17 protein-coding genes and 2 tRNA genes are annotated in these 19,967 nt (G+C 70.3%); 12 read left to right on the forward strand and 7 right to left on the reverse strand.

The window, feature by feature from the left end:
• Positions 1-16 precede the first annotated feature (16 nt).
• The 7 genes from recF to IFT45_RS10205 all read left to right on the forward strand — a co-directional run bounded on the left by recF (position 17) and on the right by IFT45_RS10205 (position 7,328).
• Positions 17-1,222, forward strand: coding sequence for a DNA replication/repair protein RecF (recF, locus tag IFT45_RS10175; RefSeq protein WP_192128016.1), 1,206 nt, complete (start codon positions 17-19; stop codon positions 1,220-1,222).
• A complete protein-coding gene (locus IFT45_RS10180; RefSeq protein ID WP_185230693.1) occupies positions 1,219-1,770 on the forward strand; it encodes a DciA family protein in 552 nt (183 codons plus the stop codon). The genes recF and IFT45_RS10180 overlap by 4 nt, the downstream gene beginning before the upstream one ends.
• Positions 1,771-1,937: 167 nt before the next feature.
• A complete protein-coding gene (gyrB, locus tag IFT45_RS10185) occupies positions 1,938-3,911 on the forward strand; it encodes a DNA topoisomerase (ATP-hydrolyzing) subunit B (RefSeq protein ID WP_056058114.1) in 1,974 nt (657 codons plus the stop codon).
• A gap of 77 nt (positions 3,912-3,988) precedes the next feature.
• Positions 3,989-6,658, forward strand: a complete 2,670-nt coding sequence (gene gyrA / locus IFT45_RS10190) for a DNA gyrase subunit A (protein ID WP_192128017.1) — start codon at positions 3,989-3,991, stop codon at positions 6,656-6,658.
• Positions 6,651-7,058 (forward strand): DUF3566 domain-containing protein, encoded by a 408-nt coding sequence (locus IFT45_RS10195; RefSeq protein WP_056058111.1) that lies wholly within the window; start codon positions 6,651-6,653, stop codon positions 7,056-7,058. The genes gyrA and IFT45_RS10195 overlap by 8 nt, the downstream gene beginning before the upstream one ends.
• Positions 7,059-7,130: 72 nt before the next feature.
• Positions 7,131-7,204, forward strand: a tRNA-Ile gene (locus tag IFT45_RS10200).
• A 51-nt stretch (positions 7,205-7,255) separates the two neighbouring features.
• A tRNA-Ala gene (locus IFT45_RS10205) sits at positions 7,256-7,328 on the forward strand.
• A gap of 501 nt (positions 7,329-7,829) precedes the next feature.
• Here IFT45_RS10205 and IFT45_RS10210 read toward each other — a convergent pair.
• On the reverse strand, positions 7,830-8,366 hold the full coding sequence (locus tag IFT45_RS10210; protein WP_056058109.1) for a hypothetical protein: 537 nt from the start codon (positions 8,364-8,366) through the stop codon (positions 7,830-7,832).
• 138 nt (positions 8,367-8,504) lie between these two features.
• Here IFT45_RS10210 and IFT45_RS10215 point away from each other — a divergent pair, with 138 nt between their 5' ends.
• Both IFT45_RS10215 and IFT45_RS10220 read left to right on the forward strand, forming a co-directional pair.
• On the forward strand, positions 8,505-9,044 hold the full coding sequence (locus IFT45_RS10215) for a peptidylprolyl isomerase (protein ID WP_056059244.1): 540 nt from the start codon (positions 8,505-8,507) through the stop codon (positions 9,042-9,044).
• Positions 9,045-9,896, forward strand: coding sequence for a rhomboid family intramembrane serine protease (locus tag IFT45_RS10220; protein WP_056058106.1), 852 nt, complete (start codon positions 9,045-9,047; stop codon positions 9,894-9,896).
• A gap of 219 nt (positions 9,897-10,115) precedes the next feature.
• Here the strand turns inward: IFT45_RS10220 and IFT45_RS10225 are convergent, their stop codons facing one another.
• A complete protein-coding gene (locus IFT45_RS10225) occupies positions 10,116-10,379 on the reverse strand; it encodes a cell division protein CrgA (protein WP_192046448.1) in 264 nt (87 codons plus the stop codon).
• Between the two features lie 107 nt (positions 10,380-10,486).
• Between IFT45_RS10225 and IFT45_RS10230 the strand changes: the two genes are divergently transcribed.
• Genes IFT45_RS10230 through IFT45_RS10240 form a run of 3 tightly spaced genes read left to right on the forward strand, consistent with a single transcriptional unit; the run spans position 10,487 to position 12,074 of the window.
• On the forward strand, positions 10,487-11,275 hold the full coding sequence (locus IFT45_RS10230; protein ID WP_082514651.1) for a class E sortase: 789 nt from the start codon (positions 10,487-10,489) through the stop codon (positions 11,273-11,275).
• A 2-nt stretch (positions 11,276-11,277) separates the two neighbouring features.
• Complete coding sequence (locus IFT45_RS10235) at positions 11,278-11,439, forward strand: hypothetical protein (RefSeq protein ID WP_185230687.1); 162 nt, start codon at positions 11,278-11,280, stop codon at positions 11,437-11,439.
• Complete coding sequence (locus IFT45_RS10240; RefSeq protein ID WP_056058098.1) at positions 11,436-12,074, forward strand: aminodeoxychorismate/anthranilate synthase component II; 639 nt, start codon at positions 11,436-11,438, stop codon at positions 12,072-12,074. Before IFT45_RS10235 ends, IFT45_RS10240 begins: the two co-directional genes overlap by 4 nt.
• Positions 12,075-12,119: 45 nt before the next feature.
• Here the strand turns inward: IFT45_RS10240 and pknB are convergent, their stop codons facing one another.
• The 5 genes from pknB to IFT45_RS10265 all read right to left on the reverse strand — a co-directional run bounded on the left by pknB (position 12,120) and on the right by IFT45_RS10265 (position 19,962).
• Complete coding sequence (gene pknB / locus IFT45_RS10245) at positions 12,120-13,820, reverse strand: Stk1 family PASTA domain-containing Ser/Thr kinase (RefSeq protein WP_219731535.1); 1,701 nt, start codon at positions 13,818-13,820, stop codon at positions 12,120-12,122.
• A 203-nt stretch (positions 13,821-14,023) separates the two neighbouring features.
• Complete coding sequence (locus IFT45_RS10250; RefSeq protein ID WP_192046447.1) at positions 14,024-15,796, reverse strand: protein kinase; 1,773 nt, start codon at positions 15,794-15,796, stop codon at positions 14,024-14,026.
• Positions 15,793-17,268, reverse strand: a complete 1,476-nt coding sequence (locus tag IFT45_RS10255) for a penicillin-binding protein 2 (RefSeq protein ID WP_056058092.1) — start codon at positions 17,266-17,268, stop codon at positions 15,793-15,795. The genes IFT45_RS10250 and IFT45_RS10255 overlap by 4 nt, the downstream gene beginning before the upstream one ends.
• Positions 17,268-18,734 (reverse strand): FtsW/RodA/SpoVE family cell cycle protein, encoded by a 1,467-nt coding sequence (locus tag IFT45_RS10260; protein ID WP_192046446.1) that lies wholly within the window; start codon positions 18,732-18,734, stop codon positions 17,268-17,270. The genes IFT45_RS10255 and IFT45_RS10260 overlap by 1 nt, the downstream gene beginning before the upstream one ends.
• Positions 18,721-19,962, reverse strand: coding sequence for a PP2C family serine/threonine-protein phosphatase (locus IFT45_RS10265; protein ID WP_185230681.1), 1,242 nt, complete (start codon positions 19,960-19,962; stop codon positions 18,721-18,723). Before IFT45_RS10265 ends, IFT45_RS10260 begins: the two co-directional genes overlap by 14 nt.
• Between the last annotated feature and the right edge of the window lie 5 nt (positions 19,963-19,967).

Here is a 19,967-nt window from a genome sequence, read left to right on the forward strand (position 1 = left end):
CGCCTCACCGGCCCGCGTGCGAGTACTGCATCTCAGCCTGACCGACTTCCGGAACTACGCGTCCGCAGAAGTCGCGCTCGCGCGCGGGCCCAACCTCTTCGTCGGCAGCAACGGCCAGGGCAAGACGAACCTGGTCGAGTCGCTCGGCTACCTGGCGAGCCTCGGCTCGCACCGGGTGTCGTCCGACGCCGCGCTGATCCGGCAGGGCACCGACTCGGCCATCGTGCGGGCCCGCCTCGAGGCGGGAGACCGCGAGCTCCTCGCCGAGGTCCAGATCAACCGGTCGTCGCCCAACCGGGCGCAGGTCAACCGCGGGGCGATCAAGCCCCGCGAGCTGCCGCGCTACTTCACCAGCGTGCTCTTCGCGCCCGAGGACCTCGCGCTCGTCCGCGGGGAGCCCTCGGGCCGCCGTCGCTTCCTCGACGAGCTGCTCGTGACCCGGTCGCCGCGCCTCGCGGGCGTCCAGGCCGACTACGAGCGGGTGCTCAAGCAGCGCAACACGCTCCTGAAGTCGGCCCGCGCCTCCGGCGTCAAGCCGAACCAGCTCGGCACGCTCGACATCTGGGACGAACGGCTCGTCGCGCTCGGCAGCGAGATCGTCGTCGCCCGTGACCAGCTCGTCGCCGACCTCGCCCCCGAGGTCGCCCGGTCGTACGCCGCCGTCGCCGGCGAGGACCACGCCGCCCGGCTCTCGACGGTCCTCAGCATCCGGGGCTCCGTGCCCGACGACGAGACCACCGCGGCGGAGGCGCCGAGCGAGTCGATCCCGCCGGCGGAGGTCCCCGAGGTCTTCCGCCAGGCGCTCGCGCGGGTGCGGCCGTCCGAGCTCGACCGCGGTCTCACCCTCGTCGGCCCGCACCGCGACGACCTCTTCCTCTCGCTCAACGCGCTGCCGGCGCGCGGGTACGCCAGCCACGGGGAGTCGTGGTCGTTCGCCCTCGCGCTCAAGCTCGCGTCGGCCGCCGTCATCCGCACGGACTCCGCGACGGGCGACCCGGTGATCGTGCTCGACGACGTGTTCGCCGAGCTGGACGGGTCACGGCGCGAGCGCCTCGCCGACGCCGTCGCCGACTACGAGCAGGTGCTCATCACCGCCGCGGTCGAGGGCGACGTGCCCGCCCGGCTCAAGGCGCACACGGTCCGGATCGCGAAGGGCACGATCGTCGACCAGCCCGCGCCGGTCGACGAAGCCGCGCCGGTCGACGAGGCGGCGACCCCGTGAGCGACGACGCGACCACCCCGGCGACGGAGCCGGCCCCGGCGACCGAGCCCGCGCCTCCCCGGGGCGACAACGAGGCGCAGCGCGTGTACCTCCGCTTCCGGCGCGTGTTCGGCGACCCGAACGGCCGCTCGCGCGACGGCCGTCGCCGCAAGGCCATCAAGCTGGGCTCGCCGAGCCAGCCGTTCGGCACCGGCCGGGAGCCCCGCGGCATCGCCGACGTGCTCGCCACCGTCACGACCGAGATGGGCTGGAGCTCGCCGCTGGCGCAGTCCGAGCTGATGACCGCGTGGCCCGACATGGTCGGCGAGGAGCTCGCCGCGCACTCCGACCCGGTGTCGATCGACGACGGCACGCTGACCGTGCAGTGCGACTCCACGGCGTGGGCGACGCAGCTCCGGCTCATGCGCGGGACGGTCACGACGACCATCGTCCAGAGGTACCCCGACGCGGGGATCCAGTCGGTGCGTTTCCTGGCACCCAACGCCCCGTCCTGGAAACGCGGCCCCAGATCGGTTCCAGGGCGTGGTCCTCGCGATACTTACGGCTAGGGAGGGTGAATCGTCCAACAGGCTCGTGAAAATCCGTCTGTGGGCGGATCTCGCCCTACGGGGGACACGCCTGCGGTAGACTCTGAGGGTCGTCTGACCGCTCTGCGCGCCCGCGTGTCGCAGCGGGGCGACACCCCTCGTCCCGTCCGGCAGGAGCCCCCACGCACATGTCACCGAACCCCACCGACGCCCAGCCCGACGACTCCTACGGCGCCAGTGCGATCCAGGTTCTCGAGGGCCTCGAGGCCGTGCGCAAGCGGCCCGGCATGTACATCGGCTCGACGGGGCCCCGCGGTCTGCACCACCTGGTCTACGAGATCGTCGACAACTCGGTCGACGAGGCGCTGGCCGGCCACTGCGACCACATCGAGATCACCATGCGCGAAGACGGCGGCGTGCGCGTCGTCGACAACGGCCGCGGCATCCCGGTCGACGTCCACCCGATCGAGGGCCGGTCGACCGTCGAGGTCGTGCTCACCGTCCTGCACGCGGGCGGCAAGTTCGGCGGCGGCGGCTACGCCGTCTCGGGCGGCCTGCACGGCGTCGGCAGCTCGGTGGTCAACGCCCTCTCGAGCGAGCTCGACGTCGAGGTCCGCCGCCAGGGCAACGTCTACCGCCAGAGCTTCACCGACGGCGTGCCCGTCGCGCCGCTCGCGAAGGGCGAGGCCGACGACACCACCGGCACCACGATCACCTTCTGGCCCAACGCCGAGATCTTCGAGACGGTCGACTTCGACTACGAGACCCTCCGCACCCGGTTCCAGCAGATGGCCTTCCTCAACAAGGGCCTCCGCATCGAGCTCAGCGACGAGCGCGTGCAGGAGGAGGGCGTCGAGGCCCGCCACGATGTCTTCCACTACGAGAAGGGCCTCGTCGACTACGTCGAGTACCTGAACACGGTGAAGAAGGTCGAGACCGTCCACGACGACATCATCGCCTTCGAGCAGGAGGACGTCGAGCGCAAGATCTCGCTCGAGGTCGCCATGCAGTGGAACACCTCCTACCAGGAGAGCGTCCACACCTACGCGAACACGATCAACACGCACGAGGGCGGCACCCACGAAGAGGGCTTCCGCGCCGCGCTGACGACGCTGATCAACCGCTACGCCCGCGAGAAGAACCTGCTCAAGGAGAAGGACGACAACCTGTCGGGCGACGACGTCCGCGAGGGCCTCACCGCCGTCATCTCGATCAAGCTCGGCGAGCCGCAGTTCGAGGGCCAGACGAAGACCAAGCTCGGCAACACCGAGGCCAAGTCGTTCGTGCAGAAGGTCGCCGGCTCGCAGCTCAACGACTGGTTCGACCGCAACCCGAAGCAGGCCGCCGAGATCGTCCGCAAGGGCATCCTGGCCTCGCAGGCCCGCCTCGCCGCCCGCAAGGCGCGCGAGCAGACCCGCCGCAAGGGCGTCCTCGAGTCGAACGGCATGCCCGGCAAGCTCAAGGACTGCCAGAGCAAGGATCCCTCGCTCTCCGAGATCTTCATCGTCGAGGGCGACTCGGCCGGCGGCTCGGCCGTCCAGGGGCGCAACCCCGAGACGCAGGCGATCCTCCCGCTCCGCGGCAAGATCCTCAACGTCGAGAAGGCGCGCCTCGACCGTGCGCTCGGCAACAACGAGGTGCAGGCGATGATCAAGGCGTTCGGCGCCGACATCGGCGAGGACTTCGACCCCGACAAGGCGAGGTACCACAAGATCGTCCTGATGGCCGACGCCGACGTCGACGGCCAGCACATCACGACCCTCCTGCTGACGCTGCTCTTCCGCTACATGCGCCCGCTCATCGACCTCGGCTACGTGTACCTCGCGCAGCCGCCGCTGTTCAAGCTCAAGTGGAGCAACGCGCCGCACGAGTACGTCTACAGCGACGCCGAGCGCGACGCGATGCTCGTGCAGGGCCGTGCCGCCGGCAAGCGCATCCCGAAGGACAACGGGATCCAGCGCTACAAGGGCCTCGGCGAGATGGACTACAAGGAGCTGTGGGAGACGACCATGGACCCGGACACCCGCACCCTCCTCCAGGTCACCCTCGAGGACGCCGCGGCCGCCGACACGATCTTCGACACGCTGATGGGCGAGAACGTCGAGTCGCGCCGTGCCTTCATCCAGCAGAACGCGAAAGACGTGCGCTTCCTCGACATCTGATGCGCGCCTCCGGCTGAGCCGGAGCACGCCCGCGCCCCGCGGAGACGACCGGGGCACACCACGACAGACGGAGAATCATGGCCGACGAGCCGACCCAGACCCCCGAGGGCGACGACGCCGAGGGCACCCCCACCTTCGCCCCGGCGATCAAGCGCGACAGCATCGAGCAGGTCGACCTGCAGCTCGAGATGCAGCGCTCGTACCTCGACTACGCGATGAGCGTCATCGTCGGGCGTGCCCTGCCGGAGGTGCGTGACGGCCTCAAGCCCGTCCACCGCCGCGTGATCTACGCGATGTACGACGGCGGCTACCGCCCCGACCGCGCGTTCTCGAAGTGCTCGCGCGTCGTCGGCGACGTCATGGGCCAGTTCCACCCGCACGGCGACACGGCGATCTACGACGCGCTCGTCCGCCTCGTGCAGCCGTGGAGCCTCCGCTACCCGCTCGCCCTCGGCCAGGGCAACTTCGGCTCGCCCGGCAACGACGGCGCCGCCGCCCCCCGGTACACCGAGACGAAGATGGCCCCGCTCGCCCTCGAGATGGTCCGCGACATCGACGAAGACACCGTCGACTTCCAGGACAACTACGACGGCCGCACGCAGGAGCCCGCGATCCTGCCGAGCCGGTTCCCGAACCTCCTCGTCAACGGCTCCGTCGGCATCGCCGTCGGCATGGCCACGAACATCCCGCCGCACAACCTCCGCGAGGTCGCGGCGGGCGCGCAGTGGTACCTGCAGAACCCCGAGGCCACCCGCGAAGAGCTGCTCGAGGCGCTGATCCAGCGCGTCAAGGGCCCCGACTTCCCGACCGGCGCGCAGATCCTCGGGGTCAAGGGCATCCAGGACGCCTACCGGACGGGCCGCGGCTCGATCACCATGCGCGCGGTCGTCTCGGTGGAGGAGATCCAGGGGCGCACCTGCCTCGTCGTCACCGAGCTGCCGTACCAGGTGAACCCCGACAACCTCGCGATCAAGATCGCCGAGCTCGTCAAGGACGGCCGCATCGGCGGCATCGCCGACATCCGCGACGAGACCTCCGGCCGCACCGGCCAGCGCCTCGTCATCGTGCTCAAGCGCGACGCCGTCGCCAAGGTCGTGCTGAACAACCTCTACAAGCACACCAGCCTGCAAGAGAACTTCGGCGCGAACATGCTCGCCATCGTCGACGGCGTGCCCCGCACGCTGGCGCTCGACGGCTTCATCTCGGCGTGGGTCGACCACCAGATCGAGGTCATCGTCCGTCGGACCCAGTTCCGGCTGAAGAAGGCCGAGGCCGACGCGCACATCCTCCGCGGCTACCTCAAGGCGCTCGACGCCCTCGACGAGGTCATCGCGCTCATCCGCCGCTCGCCCACCGTCGAGGAGGCGCGGGGCGGCCTGATGGAGCTGCTCGACGTCGACGAGATCCAGGCCTCGGCCATCCTCAACCTCCAGCTGCGCCGCCTGGCGGCCCTCGAGCGCCAGAAGATCCAGGACGACGCCGACAAGCTCGAGCGCGAGATCGCCGACTACAAGGACATCCTCGCCAAGCCCGAGCGCCAGCGCAGCATCGTCAGCGACGAGCTGCAGGAGATCACCGACAAGTACGGCGACGACCGCCGCACCGAGATCATGTTCGGCTTCGACGGCGACATGAGCGTCGAGGACCTCATCCCCGAGGAGGAGATGGTCGTCACCATCACCCGCGGCGGGTACGTCAAGCGCACGCGCAGCGACAACTACCGCAGCCAGCACCGCGGCGGCAAGGGAGTCCGCGGCGCCCAGCTCCGCGCCGACGACGTCGTCGACCACTTCTTCGTGACGACGACGCACCACTGGCTCCTCTTCCTCACGAACAAGGGCCGCGTCTACCGCGCCAAGACCTACGAGCTGCAGGAGGCCGGGCGCGACGCCAAGGGCCAGCACGTGGCGAACCTGCTCGCGATGCAGCCCGACGAGTCCATCTCGCAGGTGCTCGACATCCGCGACTACGAGGTGGCGCAGTACCTCGTGCTCGCCACGCGGGCGGGACTGATCAAGAAGACGGCGCTCACCGAGTACGACACGAACCGCACCGGCGGCATCATCGCGATCAACCTGCGCGACGACGACGAGCTCGTCTCGGCGCTGCTCGTCGACGAGAGCGACGACCTGCTGCTGGTGTCCCGTCACGGCATGTCGCTGCGCTTCACCGCCACCAACGACTCCCTCCGTCCGATGGGGCGCTCGACCTCGGGCGTGAAGGGCATGACCTTCCGCGAGGGCGACACCCTCCTGTCGGCGTCGGTCGCCGACGACACGGGCTACGTGTTCGTCGTCACCGAGGGCGGCTACGCGAAGCGCACCGCCGCCGACCAGTACCGCGTGCAGAACCGCGGCGGCCTCGGCATCAAGGTCGCCAAGCTGGCGGAGGCGCGGGGCGACCTCGCCGGCGCCCTCATCGTCGGCGAGGACGACGAGGTGCTCGTCGTGCTCTCGAGCGGCAAGGTGGTACGGTCTGCCGTGGCCGAGGTGCCGGCCAAGGGCCGTGACACCATGGGCGTGGTGTTCGCGCGCTTCGCCGCTGATGACCGCATCATCGCCGTGGCGCGCAACACCGAACGGAATCTCGTGGCACAGTCCGACGAGGCCGTCATCGACGCGGTCGGTGACAACGAAGCTGTGCCCGCCGTGAGCCCCGGCGACGTGATCGACACCGTCGAGAACGCTCCGGAGCCCGCCGTCGAGCCCGCTGACGACAGCACGGAAGAGGAACCGATCAATGAGTAGCGTCGCTGACAGACTCCAGAGCAAGGCCAAGAAGCCCTCGGGCACCAAGCAGGTCCGACTCAAGCTCGTCTACATCGACTTCTGGTCGGTCGTGAAGCTGTCGTTCCTCATCGCGGTGGCCCTCGGCATCATCACGATCGTCGCGACGTTCCTGATCTGGCTGATCCTCAACCAGACCGGGATCTTCAACGACCTCGACACCCTGCTGCGCGACATCCTCGGCGACCAGAACTTCTCCATCCAGGACACGTTCTCGATCGCCCAGATCATGCTCTTCAGCATCGTCGTGGCCGTCCTCAACGTCGTCGTCGGCACCGTCATCGGTGCCATCGTCGCCGTGCTGTACAACCTGAGCGTCCGCGTCACCGGCGGCCTGCTCGTGGGCTTCACGAACAACTGAACCGGCTCACGGGCCGAGCAGACGCTCGATTCGTGAACTCCGTCGTCGTGCTGTAGGCTTTACGACGGTCCGGGGGCTATAGCTCAGGCGGTTAGAGCGCTTCGCTGATAACGAAGAGGTCACAGGTTCAAGTCCTGTTAGCCCCACTCCCGTGAGAACCACCGACGGGTTTCCCGGCGCGGTTCACTCCGCCGAACGGGGCCTTAGCTCAGTTGGTAGAGCGCCTGCTTTGCAAGCAGGATGTCAGGAGTTCGATTCTCCTAGGCTCCACGAAAAATGGGTCTTTCCCTGCTCGTTCCCCTTCGGGGAACTCGCGGGGATTTTTCGTTCGTGCTCGTTGGCTGCGCCGCCGCCCCTGCGGCGCAGCACCGTGCGGGCCCAGCTCCCGAAGGGGGAGGCGCAACGTCGCTTCGCTCGTTGCGGGGGGACGTCGCTTCGCTCGTCGCCGCGGGTGACGACGCTTCGCTCGTCACCTGCCGGGGGACGTCGGTTCGCTCGTCGGGGGGGCGGGAGGCGACGCGGCTCGGCTCGCGGTGGCGGGAAAGCGAGAGATCCGGGGGATGAGGCCCCGGTAGTGCGGGTTCAGCCGCATCCGCGTGGCGATCTCTCTCAAATTAGGAGGTTGGAGGCGGCGACGGGGACTCGGGGGCCGGGCTCGGAGGTGCGGGCCAGGGCGGGCGACGTGGCTTCGCTCGTCGGGGGTGGACGTGCGAGAGGGCCCGCATCGGGGGATGCGGGCCCTCTCGGGGGTGGTGCGGGGTGCTGGGGCGATCAGGCCTTGGTGTCGGCGTCGTCGTCGGCGACCCAGAGCTCGTCGTCGGCACGGAGGGTCTGCACGGCGGCGAAGACGATCCCACCGAGGGCGACCACGCCGAGACCGATCAACAGCACGCCGCCGACGCCGGGGCCCGACTTCTTCTTCGAGGGCACGTACTTGGCCGCGACCTTCGAACCCTGCTTCTTGGCGTTCTTGACGGCCTTCTTCACCTTGGGGTCGTTGACCAGGTCGAGGCCCGAGAGGTAGGAGGCGACGGCCGGGTACACGTCGTGCTTCCAGCGGTCCTGCGCGACAGCCGCGGCGTGCGAGCTCGCGGCGAGGCCGGAGGAGACGGCCGGGCGGACGTTCGCGTCGACGGCGCCCTTGACGCGCGGCACGACGGTCTTGTTCGCGTACTTCACGCCGTGGTCACGGGCGTCGCCGATGACCTTGCCGGCGTGGCCGAGGACCTCACGCTGCTCCGACCACACGTCGACCGCGTGCTTCTTGAACTTCTTCAGTTCTTTCTTCTGCTTGCGTGACAGGGCCACAGTGTTCCTCCAACGACTAGTAGGCAACGGGTGAGTACGATGCTGGCCTCCCATCCTGGCACGAGGCATCCTGGCAGGTAACACCGCGATCGCTGGGCACCTGCTGGGGGGTCCGGGCCCTGTGGGAGAATGGCGCTCATGTCCACGCACACTGCTGTCGCCACCCTCACGACCAACCTCGGCACGATCAAGGTCGACCTCTTCGGCGACCACGCCCCCAAGACCGTCGCCAACTTCGTCGGCCTCGCCACCGGAACGATCGAGTGGACCCACCCCGCCACGGGCAAGGTCAGCACCGACAAGCTCTACGACGGCGTCGTCTTCCACCGCATCATCAAGGACTTCATGCTCCAGGGCGGAGACCCGCTCGGCCAGGGCGTCGGCGGCCCCGGCTACCAGTTCGACGACGAGATCCACCCCGAGCTGAACTTCAACGCCCCCTACGTCCTCGCCATGGCCAACGCCGGCACCCGCGGCGGCAAGGGCACCAACGGCTCGCAGTTCTTCATCACCACGGTGCCCACCCCCTGGCTGCAGGGCAAGCACACCATCTTCGGCGTCGTCTCCGACGACGAGTCGAAGAAGGTCGTCGACGCGATCGAGGCCGTCAAGACCGACGCCCGCGACAAGCCGATCGACGACGTCGTGCTCGAGAGCGTCACCATCGACGAGGTCTAGGTGACCGACGCTCCCCGGAACGCCGCGAACTACTGCTACCGCCACCCCGACCGGCAGAGCTTCGTGCTCTGCCAGCGGTGCGGGCGCACGATCTGCGGCGAGTGCCAGACCCCGGCCGCGGTCGGCGTGCACTGCCCCGAGTGCGTGCGTGAGGCGCGCGGCTCCGCGCCGCGCGTGAAGCCGGCCGTCGTGACCCGCTTCCGCGGAGCCGCCGCGGCGGGGAAGCCCGTCGTGACGTACAGCATCATGGCCGTCACCGCGGTCGTCTTCCTGCTGCAGCTGCTCACGGGGGTCGGCAACGGCGTCGTGACGCAGGCGCTCGTCTTCTACGCGCCGGTCGAGATCCAGCAGCCCTGGCGCATGGTCACGACGATGTTCGTCCACGGCAGCTTCTGGCACATCCTCTTCAACATGTACTCCCTGTACATCTTCGGAGCGGAGCTCGAACGCCAGCTCGGTCGGGCCCGGTACGCGGCGCTGTACTTCATCGCCGGCATCGGCGGGTCGGCGGCGGTCGCGGTCCTGGCGCCGTCCTCGGTGGTGCTGGGCGCCTCCGGTGCGGTCTTCGGCCTCATGGCCGCGTTCTTCGTGATCGCCCGCAGCCTCGGCAGCCGCAGCATCCAGCTGCTGGTGCTCGTGGCGATCAACCTCGCCCTCGGCTTCATCCTGCCGAGCGTCGCCTGGCAGGCCCACGTCGGTGGCCTGATCGCCGGAGGCGCGGTGGCGTTCCTGTACTCCAAGACACGTCACCGGTCGAAGCGCGCCCTGCAGACCGGCGTGCTCGTCGCCCTCGGCGTCGCGGTGGTCGCGATCACGCTGCTCAGGTCGGCGCAGCTGATCGGTCTGCTCTGAGCATCGAGCGCCGTCCGGGCTCGAACACCTGAACGACAGAAGAGGCGGCTCCCCTGTGGGGAGCCGCCCCTTCTCGGTTCTGGCCGGGCAGTGTGACCGGGACTTTCTCCTCAGTGTTCTCCACAGGGAGTTATCCACAGGCTTATTAACACTGGGGAGAACTACGCGGGGGTAGTTCCGAAGACCCGTTCGAGCAGGCCGTGACGCGGAGAGCCCGCGTCAGCGCCAGCGGGTGGTCATGAGGAAGCCGACGAACATGATGCCGAAGCCGATCAGGATGTTCCACGAGCCGAGCGACTGCACGGGCAGCGTGCTCTGGCTGACGTAGAACACCACGATCCAGGCCAGGCCGACGAGCATGAAGCCGAACATGACCGGCTTGAACCAGACCGGGTTCGGCGCCTCGGCGGAGGTGTGAGCCTCGCCGGAGCGGGCCTCGCGGGCGCGGGCGGGCTTCGTCGTGCGGTTCTTGTCAGTGGCCATGGCGCACATACTAGCGTCCCGGGTGCTGGGGGAGCCCTGGTCCCTCCCCAGGTGAACGCCGTGTGACGGCCGCTTTCCCGCACGGGTGCAGCACGTAGGATCGAGCCATGGATGACGACTCCCGCCGGTCCCGTGGCCGACGCCGTGCCGCCGCGGCGAAGCCGCCACGGCCTCGCCGGCCCCGACGGCGCGTCTCGGTCGTGGGGGTCTTCGGCGAGCTGCTGATCACGGCGGGCGTCCTCGTGCTGCTGTTCATCGCGTGGCAGCAGTGGTTCAACGACCTCGTCGTCGCCGACGAGCACCGTGACCAGGCGTCGCAGCTCAGCGAGCAGTTCGAGCAGCAGGCCAGCGCGGCGCCCACGGAGGTGCCCGAGGGCGCCGACCCACCGGTGACGGCCGCGCCGGCCGAGGCGCAGACCTTCGCGAACTTCTACGTGCCCCGCTTCGGCGCCGACTACGCCGTGCCCATCGCCGGCGGCACGAGCACGGTGCGCACGCTCAACAAGATCGGCATCGGCCACTACGACGAGACGCAGATGCCGGGTCAGGTCGGCAACTTCGGCATCGCGGCGCACCGCACGACGTACGGGGCGCCGTTCAACAAGATCGCCGACCTGCAGCCCGGCGACAAGATCTACGTGCAGACGCAGGACGGCTGGTACACGTACACCTTCCGCAACCTGCAGTACGTGCCGGCGACCCAGGTCTCCGTGCTGCAGCCGGTGCCCGACGCACCCGACGTGAGCGCCGCCTCCGGCGAGCGTCTCATCACGCTGACCAGCTGCAACCCGATGTTCACGGCGCAGGAGCGCATCGTGGCGTACGGGGTCTACGATTCGTGGTCGCCCCTCACCGAGGTGCCGGCCGAGCTGGCCGCGGCCGGAGTGGGAGCCTGACGATGTACTCGAGCCTCTGGCGCGTCCTGCCCGGCCCCTGGTGGGTGCGGCTGTTCCTCGTCCTCGTGCTGCTCGCAGCCGCCCTGTACGCCCTCGTCGAGTGGGTCTTCCCGTTCGTCAACGAGATCATCCCCGCCCCCGACGTCACCGTGGAGACCCCGTGACCCGAGTACTCGTCGTCGACAACTACGACAGCTTCGTCTACACGCTGAACGGCTACCTGCAGCAGCTCGGCGCCGAGACCGACGTCGTGCGCAACGACGCCTTCGCCGCCGCCGACGTCGCGGCGCGCATCGCCGACTACGACGCCGTCCTGCTGTCGCCGGGCCCGGGCACGCCGGCGGCGGCCGGCGTCTCGATCGACGTCGTGCACGCGGCGCTCGAGGCCGACCTGCCCCTGCTCGGCGTGTGCCTCGGCCACCAGGCGATCGCCGAGGCGATGGGCGCGACCGTCACCCACGCCGAGGAGCTCATGCACGGCAAGACGTCGCAGGTCAGCCACGACGCGAGCGTGATCTACGACGGCGTGCCGCAGCCCTTCACGGCCACCCGGTACCACTCGCTGGCGGTCGTCGACGAGACCGTGCCGACCGACCTCGAGGTGACCTCGCGGACGGACGGCGGGGTGATCATGGGCCTGCAGCACCGGTCGGCGCCCGTCTACGGCGTGCAGTTCCACCCGGAGTCGGTACTCACCCAGGGCGGTTACCGGATGATCGGCAACTGGCTCGGAGTCGCGGGCCTGCCGGAGGCGGCGGTCACCGCCCGAGGGCTCGACCCGTTGACGGGTCGCCGCTGACCGGACGGCGCACCGGGCGCACGAACGCGTCCCGGGCCGCCGGGGCTACTCGGCGCTGCAGATGCCCAGCTGGATCGTCGAGCCCTGCGGCTGGTCGCCCGGCGGCAGGGACTGCGTCGACACGCTCTGGCCGGAGCAGCCGGCGTCGGGGTAGGTGCCGACCACGAGGCCCAGCTCGTCGCCCAGGACGCTCATCGCCGCCGTCACCGACTGACGCGTGACGTCGGGCACCTGCACCAGGCCGTTCGAGACGACGAGGTCGACCGTCGTGCCCTCGGCCACCTGCTCGGCCTCGGCGGGGTCGGCCTCGAGCACGCCCCCCGCGGGGACGTCGGTCGAGTAGTCGGTCGTCTGCGTGCCCTGGGTGAGCCCGGCGCCGGTGACGGCCGCCCAGGCGGCCGCGACGTCGAGCCCCTTCAGGGCCGGGACGGCGACCATGGTCGGCCCCGAGGAGACCTGCAGGGTCACCTCGGTCTCCTCCGGCACCTCCGTGGTGCCCTCGGCCGGGGAGGCGCCGATCACCTCGTCGACCGGGACGGAGTCGCTGGGCACGTCGGCGCGGACGGCCACCAGCCCGACGTCCTCCAGGGCCGCCGCGGCGTCGTCGTAGCTCATGCCCACGACGGCGGGCACGGTCGAGCCCGTGGCCGTCGCGATCTCGGGGGGCTTGATGTTGGCGACCCAGAAGACGACGGCGAGCACGACGATGGCGACGAGCACGATGCCGGCCCAGATCCACGCGACCGGCGGTCGCGTCTGCGTGCGCTGCGGCCGGTCGTTGTCGTCGGAGGAGAGCTCCTTCAGGGCCGCGTCGCTGCCGACCGCGGACAGCGCGTCGACGCCGAACATGGTCGCGTTCGCGTCGTGCACGGGCTGCCGCCGCGCCGGGGCGCGCCCCGCGGCGGCCGCGGCGACGTCGTCACGGAACTCGGCCGCGGTCTGGAACCGCTCGAAGCGGTCCTTCGCCAGGGCGCGGAGCACGACGGCGTCGAGGCCCGGCGAGACCGCCGGGGCGATCGTGCTCGGCGGGACGGGAGCCTCGCTGACGTGCTGGTAGGCGACGGCGACCGGTGACGAGCCCCGGAACGGCGGCCGGCCGGTGAGCAGCTCGAAGAGCATGACCCCGGTCGAGTAGAGGTCGGAGCGGGCGTCGACGGTCTCGCCGCGCGCCTGCTCGGGGCTGAAGTACTGGGCGGTGCCGAGGATCGCCGTCGTCTGTGCGACGGTCGCGGCGGAGTCGGAGATGGCCCGGGCGATGCCGAAGTCCATCACCTTCACCTGGCCCGCGTGGGTGACCATGACGTTGCCGGGCTTGATGTCGCGGTGCACGATGCCGGCGCGGTGCGAGTACTCGAGGGCGGTGAGCACGCCCTCCGTGAGGCGGGCCGCCTCGGCGGGCTCGAGCGGGCCCTCGGCGACGATGTCCTTGAGCAGGCGGCCCTCGACGTACTCCATGATGATGAAGGGCACCTGCACCTCCTGGCCGCGCGCGTCGCGGGCGGACTCCTCGCCGGCGTCGAAGACGCGGACGATGGTGGGGTGGGCCATGCGGGCGGCCGCCTGGGCCTCCTGGCGGAAGCGGGTGCGGAAGGCCGGGTCGAGCGCCAGCGACGGCTTCATCAGCTTGATCGCGACCTTGCGCCCCAGCCGGGCGTCGGTGCCGACGTGGACGTCGGCCATCCCGCCCCGACCGATGAGATCGCCGATCTGATACCGGTTGGCGAGGAGGTGGATTCCCTCTCTCACGCCTTCAACCACGCCCTGCACTCCCGTCGCGACCGCAGGTCGGATCAGCGGTCCTCGCAAGTGTACTTGCCGCCCCGCCCCCCATCCGGGTCGCGCGGTACGCCGGGAGGATGATTGTCAGGGCTTCGTGATGCTCCCGTGACGTGACGACGGCCGCGGCCCCGTGGGGGTCGCGGCCGTCGTGGCGGAGCGGGTGGTCGAGCTCAGCCCTCCGTGCCCGGGGGCGTGCTCGGGCTGGGCGTCTGGACCGGAGCCGCGGCCACCTGGACGGTGACGCCGGCCGAGGGCGGGCTCTGCAGCTCGCCGCAGTTCGCGACGTACGAGACGGTCATGTTGCCGGCGGTGGTCGACTTCACCTGCACCTGTGTCACGTTGGTGCCGAGAGCGCCGCTGGTCGCGCCCGCGGAGTCCGTGCCGCCTCCCGTGATGTTGTACGAGTACCCGGTCAGCGAGTACCCCGACGGGCAGTTCTGGTAGGCCTGCCACGAGACGGTCGACGTCGTCTGCCCGTCCGCCGTGATCGTGGTGGGCGTCGCCGTCGGTGCCGTCGGCTGCGTCGGGGTCGGCGCGGCGCGGTAGATCGACAGCGTGATGGTCGAGCCGATGGTGACGTTGCCCGTCGGGTTCAGGCTCGCGACCGTCCCGACCGCTGCGGCGTCAGGGGCCGGCGTCGAGCTGTCCTGCGAGAGCACGACGAGGTCCAGGTCCTCGAGCTGGGCCCGGGCGTCGTCCTCGGCCAGGCCGACGAAGTCGCTCGAGTCGACCTGGACGGTGGTCGGCGTCGCGCTCGGCGTGGGGGTCGGGGTCGTCGGCTCGGGGGTCGGCGTCGACGAGGTGACGCTCGGCGTCGGCGCGGGCTCCGGATCGTCGCCGTTGAGGGCGAAGGCCGCGAGGGCGATCACGCCCGCGAGCACCAGGACGCCGAGGACGATGAGCGGCCAGAACCAGGGGCTGCGCTTCTTCTTCTCGTCGTCGTCGAGCTCGTCGCCGCGGAGCGCGTCGGGGTCGGCCGAGCCGGGCACGTACGCCCCGGTCGCGGCGGCGCCGGCGGGCGCGAAGGCGCGCGTGCTGTCGTCCTGCGCGGAGAAGAGCTGGGTGGCGGCCTCGGCGCCGGCGGCGACGCCGATGGCCGGGACGGCGACCGTGGCGGCCGCGACGTCGCCGCGGCGGAGCGCGCGAGCGGCCTGCGCGAGGGCCGACGCGGACGCGGGGCGGTCGGCCGGCTTCTTGGCGATGCAGGAGAGCACCAGGCGACGGACGGGCTCCGGGACGGAGGCCGGGAGGTCCGGCGGCTGCTCGTTGATCTGCGCCATGGCGATGGCGACCTGCGACTCGCCCGTGAAGGGGCGACGGCCGGCGAGGGCCTCGTAGGCGACGATGCCGAGCGAGTAGATGTCGGTGCTCGGCGACGCGGGGTGGCCGCTGGCCTGCTCGGGCGACAGGTACTGGACGGTGCCCATCACCTGGCCGGTGGCCGTCAACGGCACCTGGTCGGCGATGCGGGCGATGCCGAAGTCGGTGATCTTGACGCGCCCGTCGGGCGTGACGAGCAGGTTGCCCGGCTTGATGTCGCGGTGCACGAGGCCGGCCGCGTGGGCGGCCTGGAGGGCCGAGGCGGTCTGCGCGACGATGTCGAGCACCTTGTCGGTGGGGAGCACGCGGTCGCGCTCGAGCACCGTCGACATGGCCTCGCCGGGCACGAGCTCCATCACGAGGTAGGCGCTGCCCTCCTCCTCGCCGTAGTCGAAGACGTTCGCGATGCCCTCGTGGTTGACGAGGGCCGCGTGCCGCGCCTCGGCCCGGAAGCGCTCGAGGAACCCGGGGTCGCCCAGGTACTCGTCCTTCAGGATCTTGATCGCGACCGTGCGGCCGATGACGAGGTCGGTGGCTTCCCAGACCTCGCCCATGCCGCCGATGGCGACGCGGGTCGACAACTGGTATCGCCCACCGAAGGTGATTCCGCCGGAAGGTCTCATCTGTTCAGCACCGCCTCTAGTACTTTCTTCGCGATTGGTGACGCGACACTGTTGCCGAAGGCCGACTGGCCCTGTCCTCCGCCGTTCTCGACGACGACAGCCACCGCGACCTGGGGGTCGACCGCGGGGGCGAAGCCGGTGAACCAGAGCGTGTAGGGGTCGCCCGGGCCGTTCTCCGCCGTGCCGGTCTTGCCGGCCACGTCGACGCCACTGATTCTCGCATTGCTGGCGGCGCCGTCGGCGACGTCCTGCACCATCATGTCGGTCATCGTGGACGCGGTGTCGGCGCTGATCGGCTTGCCGTACTCGGTCGGCGAGAAGTCGCGCACCGGGCTCAGGTCGGGGTTCAGGACGCTCTCGACGAGGGTGGGGTCCATCTGCGTGCCGCCATTGGCGATCGCCGCCGAGACCATGGCCATCTGGAGCGGCGTGACGCGGTCCGAGCCCTGACCGAACGACTGGAGCATGAGCGAGGCGTCGCTGATGGGGTCGCCGTCCTCGTCGGTGATCGGGAACTGGCTCGGGGTCACGGCCTGCGGGATCGCGATCGAGTCGTCGCCGAAGCCGAACGCCTCCGCCTGCTCCTGCAGGGCGTCGGCGCCGAGCTGCTGGCCGAGCTGCGCCATCGGGATGTTGCACGAGAGGCGCAGGGCCGTCGCCAGCGTCGCGGTCTCGCCGCCGCCGCAGCTGCCGCCCTCGGCGTTGTTGATGTTCGTCGAGGTGCCGGGCAGGGTCAGCGTGGCCGGGTTGGGGAACTCGCTGTCGGGCGTGTAGTCGCCGCTCTCCAGCGCCGCCGCGGTCGTGACCAGCTTGAAGGTCGACCCGGGGGCGTAGAGGTCGCCCTGGATGGCCCGGTTCTGCAGCGGGTCGCCCGGGTCCGCCACGAGCTGGTCGTAGGAGGCCTTGACGGCGTCGCGGTCGTGGCTCGCGAGGAGGTTCGGGTCGTAGCTCTCCTTCGACACCATCGCGAGGATCGCGCCGGTCGAGGGGTCGACGGCGACGACCGCGCCCGAGTTGTCGCCCAGTGCGTCGTACGCGGCCTGCTGCACGGCCGGGTCGATCGTGAGGTTGACCGTGGCGCCCTCAGGGTCCTGCCCGGTGAGCACGGAGTTGACCTGGTCGAAGAACTGGGCGTTCGCGTTGCCGGTGAGGTAGTCGTTCATGGAGTCCTCGATGCCCCGCGACCCCTGGCCCAGCGTGTAGTAGCCGGTGACGGGGGCGTAGAGCTCGGCCGACGGGTAGGTGCGCTGGAACTCGTACACGTCGTCCACGGGCACGGACTGCGCGACCGGCTGGCCGTCCACGAGGATCGGCCCGCGCTGCGCCGAGTAGCTCGCGAGCAGCGTGCGGTAGTTGCGGCTGTCCGCCCGCAGCGAGTCGGCCTGGAAGGCCGTGATGTACGTGCTCGAGACGAGCAGTGCGACGAACATCGCCAGCACGACGAAGCTCACGCGTCTCAGTTCCTTGTTCATCAGCCGACCACCAGCCTCGGTTGGGAGCGCACCGAATCGGACAGGCGCAGCAGCAGGGCCACGATGATCCAGTTCGCCACGAGCGACGACCCGCCCGCCGCGAGGAAGGGCGCGGTGAGGCCGGTCAGGGGGATGACGCGGGTGACGCCGCCGAGGACGACGAAGACCTGCAGGGCGATGACGAACGAGACGCCGACGCCGAGCATGCGGCCGAAGTCGTCCTGGCCGACGAAGCCGATGCGGAAGCCCCGCGAGACCAGCAGCATGTAGAGCGCGAGGATCGCGAAGATGCCGGCGAGCCCGAGCTCCTCGCCGAGGGCCGCGAAGATGTAGTCGCTCTCGGCCAGCGGGGTCGTCTGCGGGCGGCCCTGGCCGAGGCCGGTGCCGAGCAGGCCGCCGTTCGCGAAGCCGAACAGGCCGGTCACCAGCTGGAACGACCCACCGTCGGCGTTGTACTCGACCGGGTCGAACGGGTTGAGCCAGGCGGCGAAGCGCCCCTGCACGTAGCCGAGGAAGGTGCTGGCGACGAGGGCCCCGCCGAGGAAGAGCGTGAGGCCGAGCACGATCCAGCTGGCGCGCCCCGTGCCGATGTAGATCATCACGAGGAACAGGCCGAAGTAGAGCAGCGAGGTGCCGAGGTCGCGCTGGAAGATCAGCACGCCCATCGCCACGAGCCAGACGATGAGGATCGGGCCGAGGTCGCGGGCACGGGGGAACCGCATGCCGAGGATCTTCGGGCCCATCAGCGAGAGGTTGTCGCGCGCGGTCACGAGGTAGCCGGCGAAGAAGACGGCGAGCGTGATCTTCGCGATCTCGCCGGGCTGGAACGAGAAGGGCCCGAGGTCGATCCAGACGCGGGCGTTGAGGCCCTCACGGCCGATGCCCGGCACCAGCGGCAGCAGCAGCAGCACGATCGAGACGAACATCGCGATGTAGCGGTACCGCGACAGCACGCGGTAGTTGCGGATGACGAGCAGCGCCACCAGGGCGATCGCCATCGCCATGGCCGTCCAGGCGATCTGCTTGATGCCGAGGGCGTCCCACCCGGCGACGCCGCGGGCCAGGTCGAGGCGGTAGATCTCGGCGATGCCGATGCCGTTGAGCGTGAGCGCGATCGGCATGATGAACGGGTCGGCCTCGCGGGCGACGACGCGCAGCACGAGGTGGAAGACCAGGGCCAGGCCGAGGATGCTCGAGCCCGACACGAGGACGCTCGGGTCGATCGCCCCCGTGGCCCCCAGCTGGACCAGCACGATCGCGCCGGCGCAGATGCCCGCCGCGGCGACGAGCATCAGCAGCTCGAGGTTGCGGAGCCGGGCCGGCTGACGCAGGCGGATGGTGATGGCCTGCGTGAAGTTCTCCGGAGGAGCGGAGGCGGCGGACGAGGTGACGGGCCCGCGGGAGCCTCCCGCGCCTCCTCGGGACTGGCCGATGAGCTCGGTCGACGCGTCGTCACTCGGCGGCATCGGTCAGCCTCTCGACGATGGCGCGCGCGTCGCTGAGCGAGTCGGCGTTGATCGTGTCGCGCACGGTCAGCTGCGTGTAGTTGGGCAGGTCGTCGACCTGCACGGGGGTCTCTTCGTAGACCTCGCTGAGGCTGATCGGGCCGAGGGTCTGCTGAACGCCCTTGTAGATGACGACGCTGCCCCCGCGCTCGCCCACGTAGTAGTGGTCCTGGGTCCACTGGTAGGCCAGCACGAGGCCGGCGGCCAGGGCCCCGACCGCGACGACGAGGGCGACCAGCCAGGTGACGCGACGACGGCGACGACGACGGCGGTCCTCGGCGATGAGCTCGGCGAGGTACTCGTCGCTCTCGGGCTCGAAGTGGCTGTCCTCCGGCGTGGTCGCGACCTTGAGCGGGTGAAGCAGGATGCTGGGCAGGCGCAGCGACTTGCGCCCGGCCTCGCCCTCGAAGGTGAGGGGCTCGGAGGCCGAGCCGACCGTGACGGCGGGCTCGACCGAGGAGTCGCCCGACTCGTCGACGTCGACGACGACGACCGTGACGTTGTCGGGGGCGCCGTGGTCGAGCGTCTCCTTCACCAGGCGACGGCAGGTCTGCTCGGGGTCGAGGCCCGCCGCGAGGGCCTTCTTGATGCGGTCCTCCGCCAGGTAGCTGCTGAGGCCGTCGGAGCAGATCAGCCAGCGGTCGCCCGGCAGCGTGCCGAGGGTCGCGGTGTCGATCTCGGGCGCCGCGTCGACGTCGCCGAGCACGCGCATCAGCACGCTCCTGCGGGGGTGCACCGCCGCCTCCTCGGCCGTGATCCGGCCGCTGTCGACGAGGCGCTGCACGAACGTGTGGTCGGCGGTGATCTGGCTGAGCTCGCCCTCGCGCCACAGGTAGATGCGCGAGTCGCCGATGTGCGCGACGGTCATGCTGTCGCCGACGCGCAGCAGCGCGCTGACGGTCGTGCCCATGCCGGTGAGCTCCTGGTGCTCGAAGACCGTCTCGGCGAGCAGCTGGTTCGCGGCGATCAGCGACGACTGCAGCGCGAACTCGGCGTCGCCGGGCGACGTGTACTGCTTGTCGGTCTCGCGGATGCGGCGGATCGCGATCGCCGAGGCGACGTCGCCCCCCGCGTGCCCGCCCATGCCGTCGGCGACGACGAACAGCTGCGTGCCGGCGTAGCCGCTGTCCTGGTTGTTGGACCGGATCTTGCCCACGTGGGACAGAGCGGCGCTCTTGGGGTGCGTCACGGGCG

Source organism: Frigoribacterium sp. CFBP 13707 (assembly GCF_014842245.1).
Classification (GTDB): Bacteria; Actinomycetota; Actinomycetes; order Actinomycetales; family Microbacteriaceae; genus Frigoribacterium; species Frigoribacterium endophyticum.

Coding starts and splice junctions, on each gene's coding strand:
- gyrB (WP_056058114.1), top strand. CDS start 1,938: ATGTCACCGAACCCCACCGACGCCCAGCCCGACGACTCCTACGGCGCC.
- gyrA (WP_192128017.1), top strand. CDS start 3,989: ATGGCCGACGAGCCGACCCAGACCCCCGAGGGCGACGACGCCGAGGGC.
- IFT45_RS10195 (WP_056058111.1), top strand. CDS start 6,651: ATGAGTAGCGTCGCTGACAGACTCCAGAGCAAGGCCAAGAAGCCCTCG.
- IFT45_RS10215 (WP_056059244.1), top strand. CDS start 8,505: ATGTCCACGCACACTGCTGTCGCCACCCTCACGACCAACCTCGGCACG.
- IFT45_RS10225 (WP_192046448.1), bottom strand. CDS start 10,379: ATGGCCACTGACAAGAACCGCACGACGAAGCCCGCCCGCGCCCGCGAG.
- IFT45_RS10230 (WP_082514651.1), top strand. CDS start 10,487: ATGGATGACGACTCCCGCCGGTCCCGTGGCCGACGCCGTGCCGCCGCG.
- IFT45_RS10235 (WP_185230687.1), top strand. CDS start 11,278: ATGTACTCGAGCCTCTGGCGCGTCCTGCCCGGCCCCTGGTGGGTGCGG.
- IFT45_RS10250 (WP_192046447.1), bottom strand. CDS start 15,796: ATGAGACCTTCCGGCGGAATCACCTTCGGTGGGCGATACCAGTTGTCG.
- IFT45_RS10255 (WP_056058092.1), bottom strand. CDS start 17,268: ATGAACAAGGAACTGAGACGCGTGAGCTTCGTCGTGCTGGCGATGTTC.
- IFT45_RS10260 (WP_192046446.1), bottom strand. CDS start 18,734: ATGCCGCCGAGTGACGACGCGTCGACCGAGCTCATCGGCCAGTCCCGA.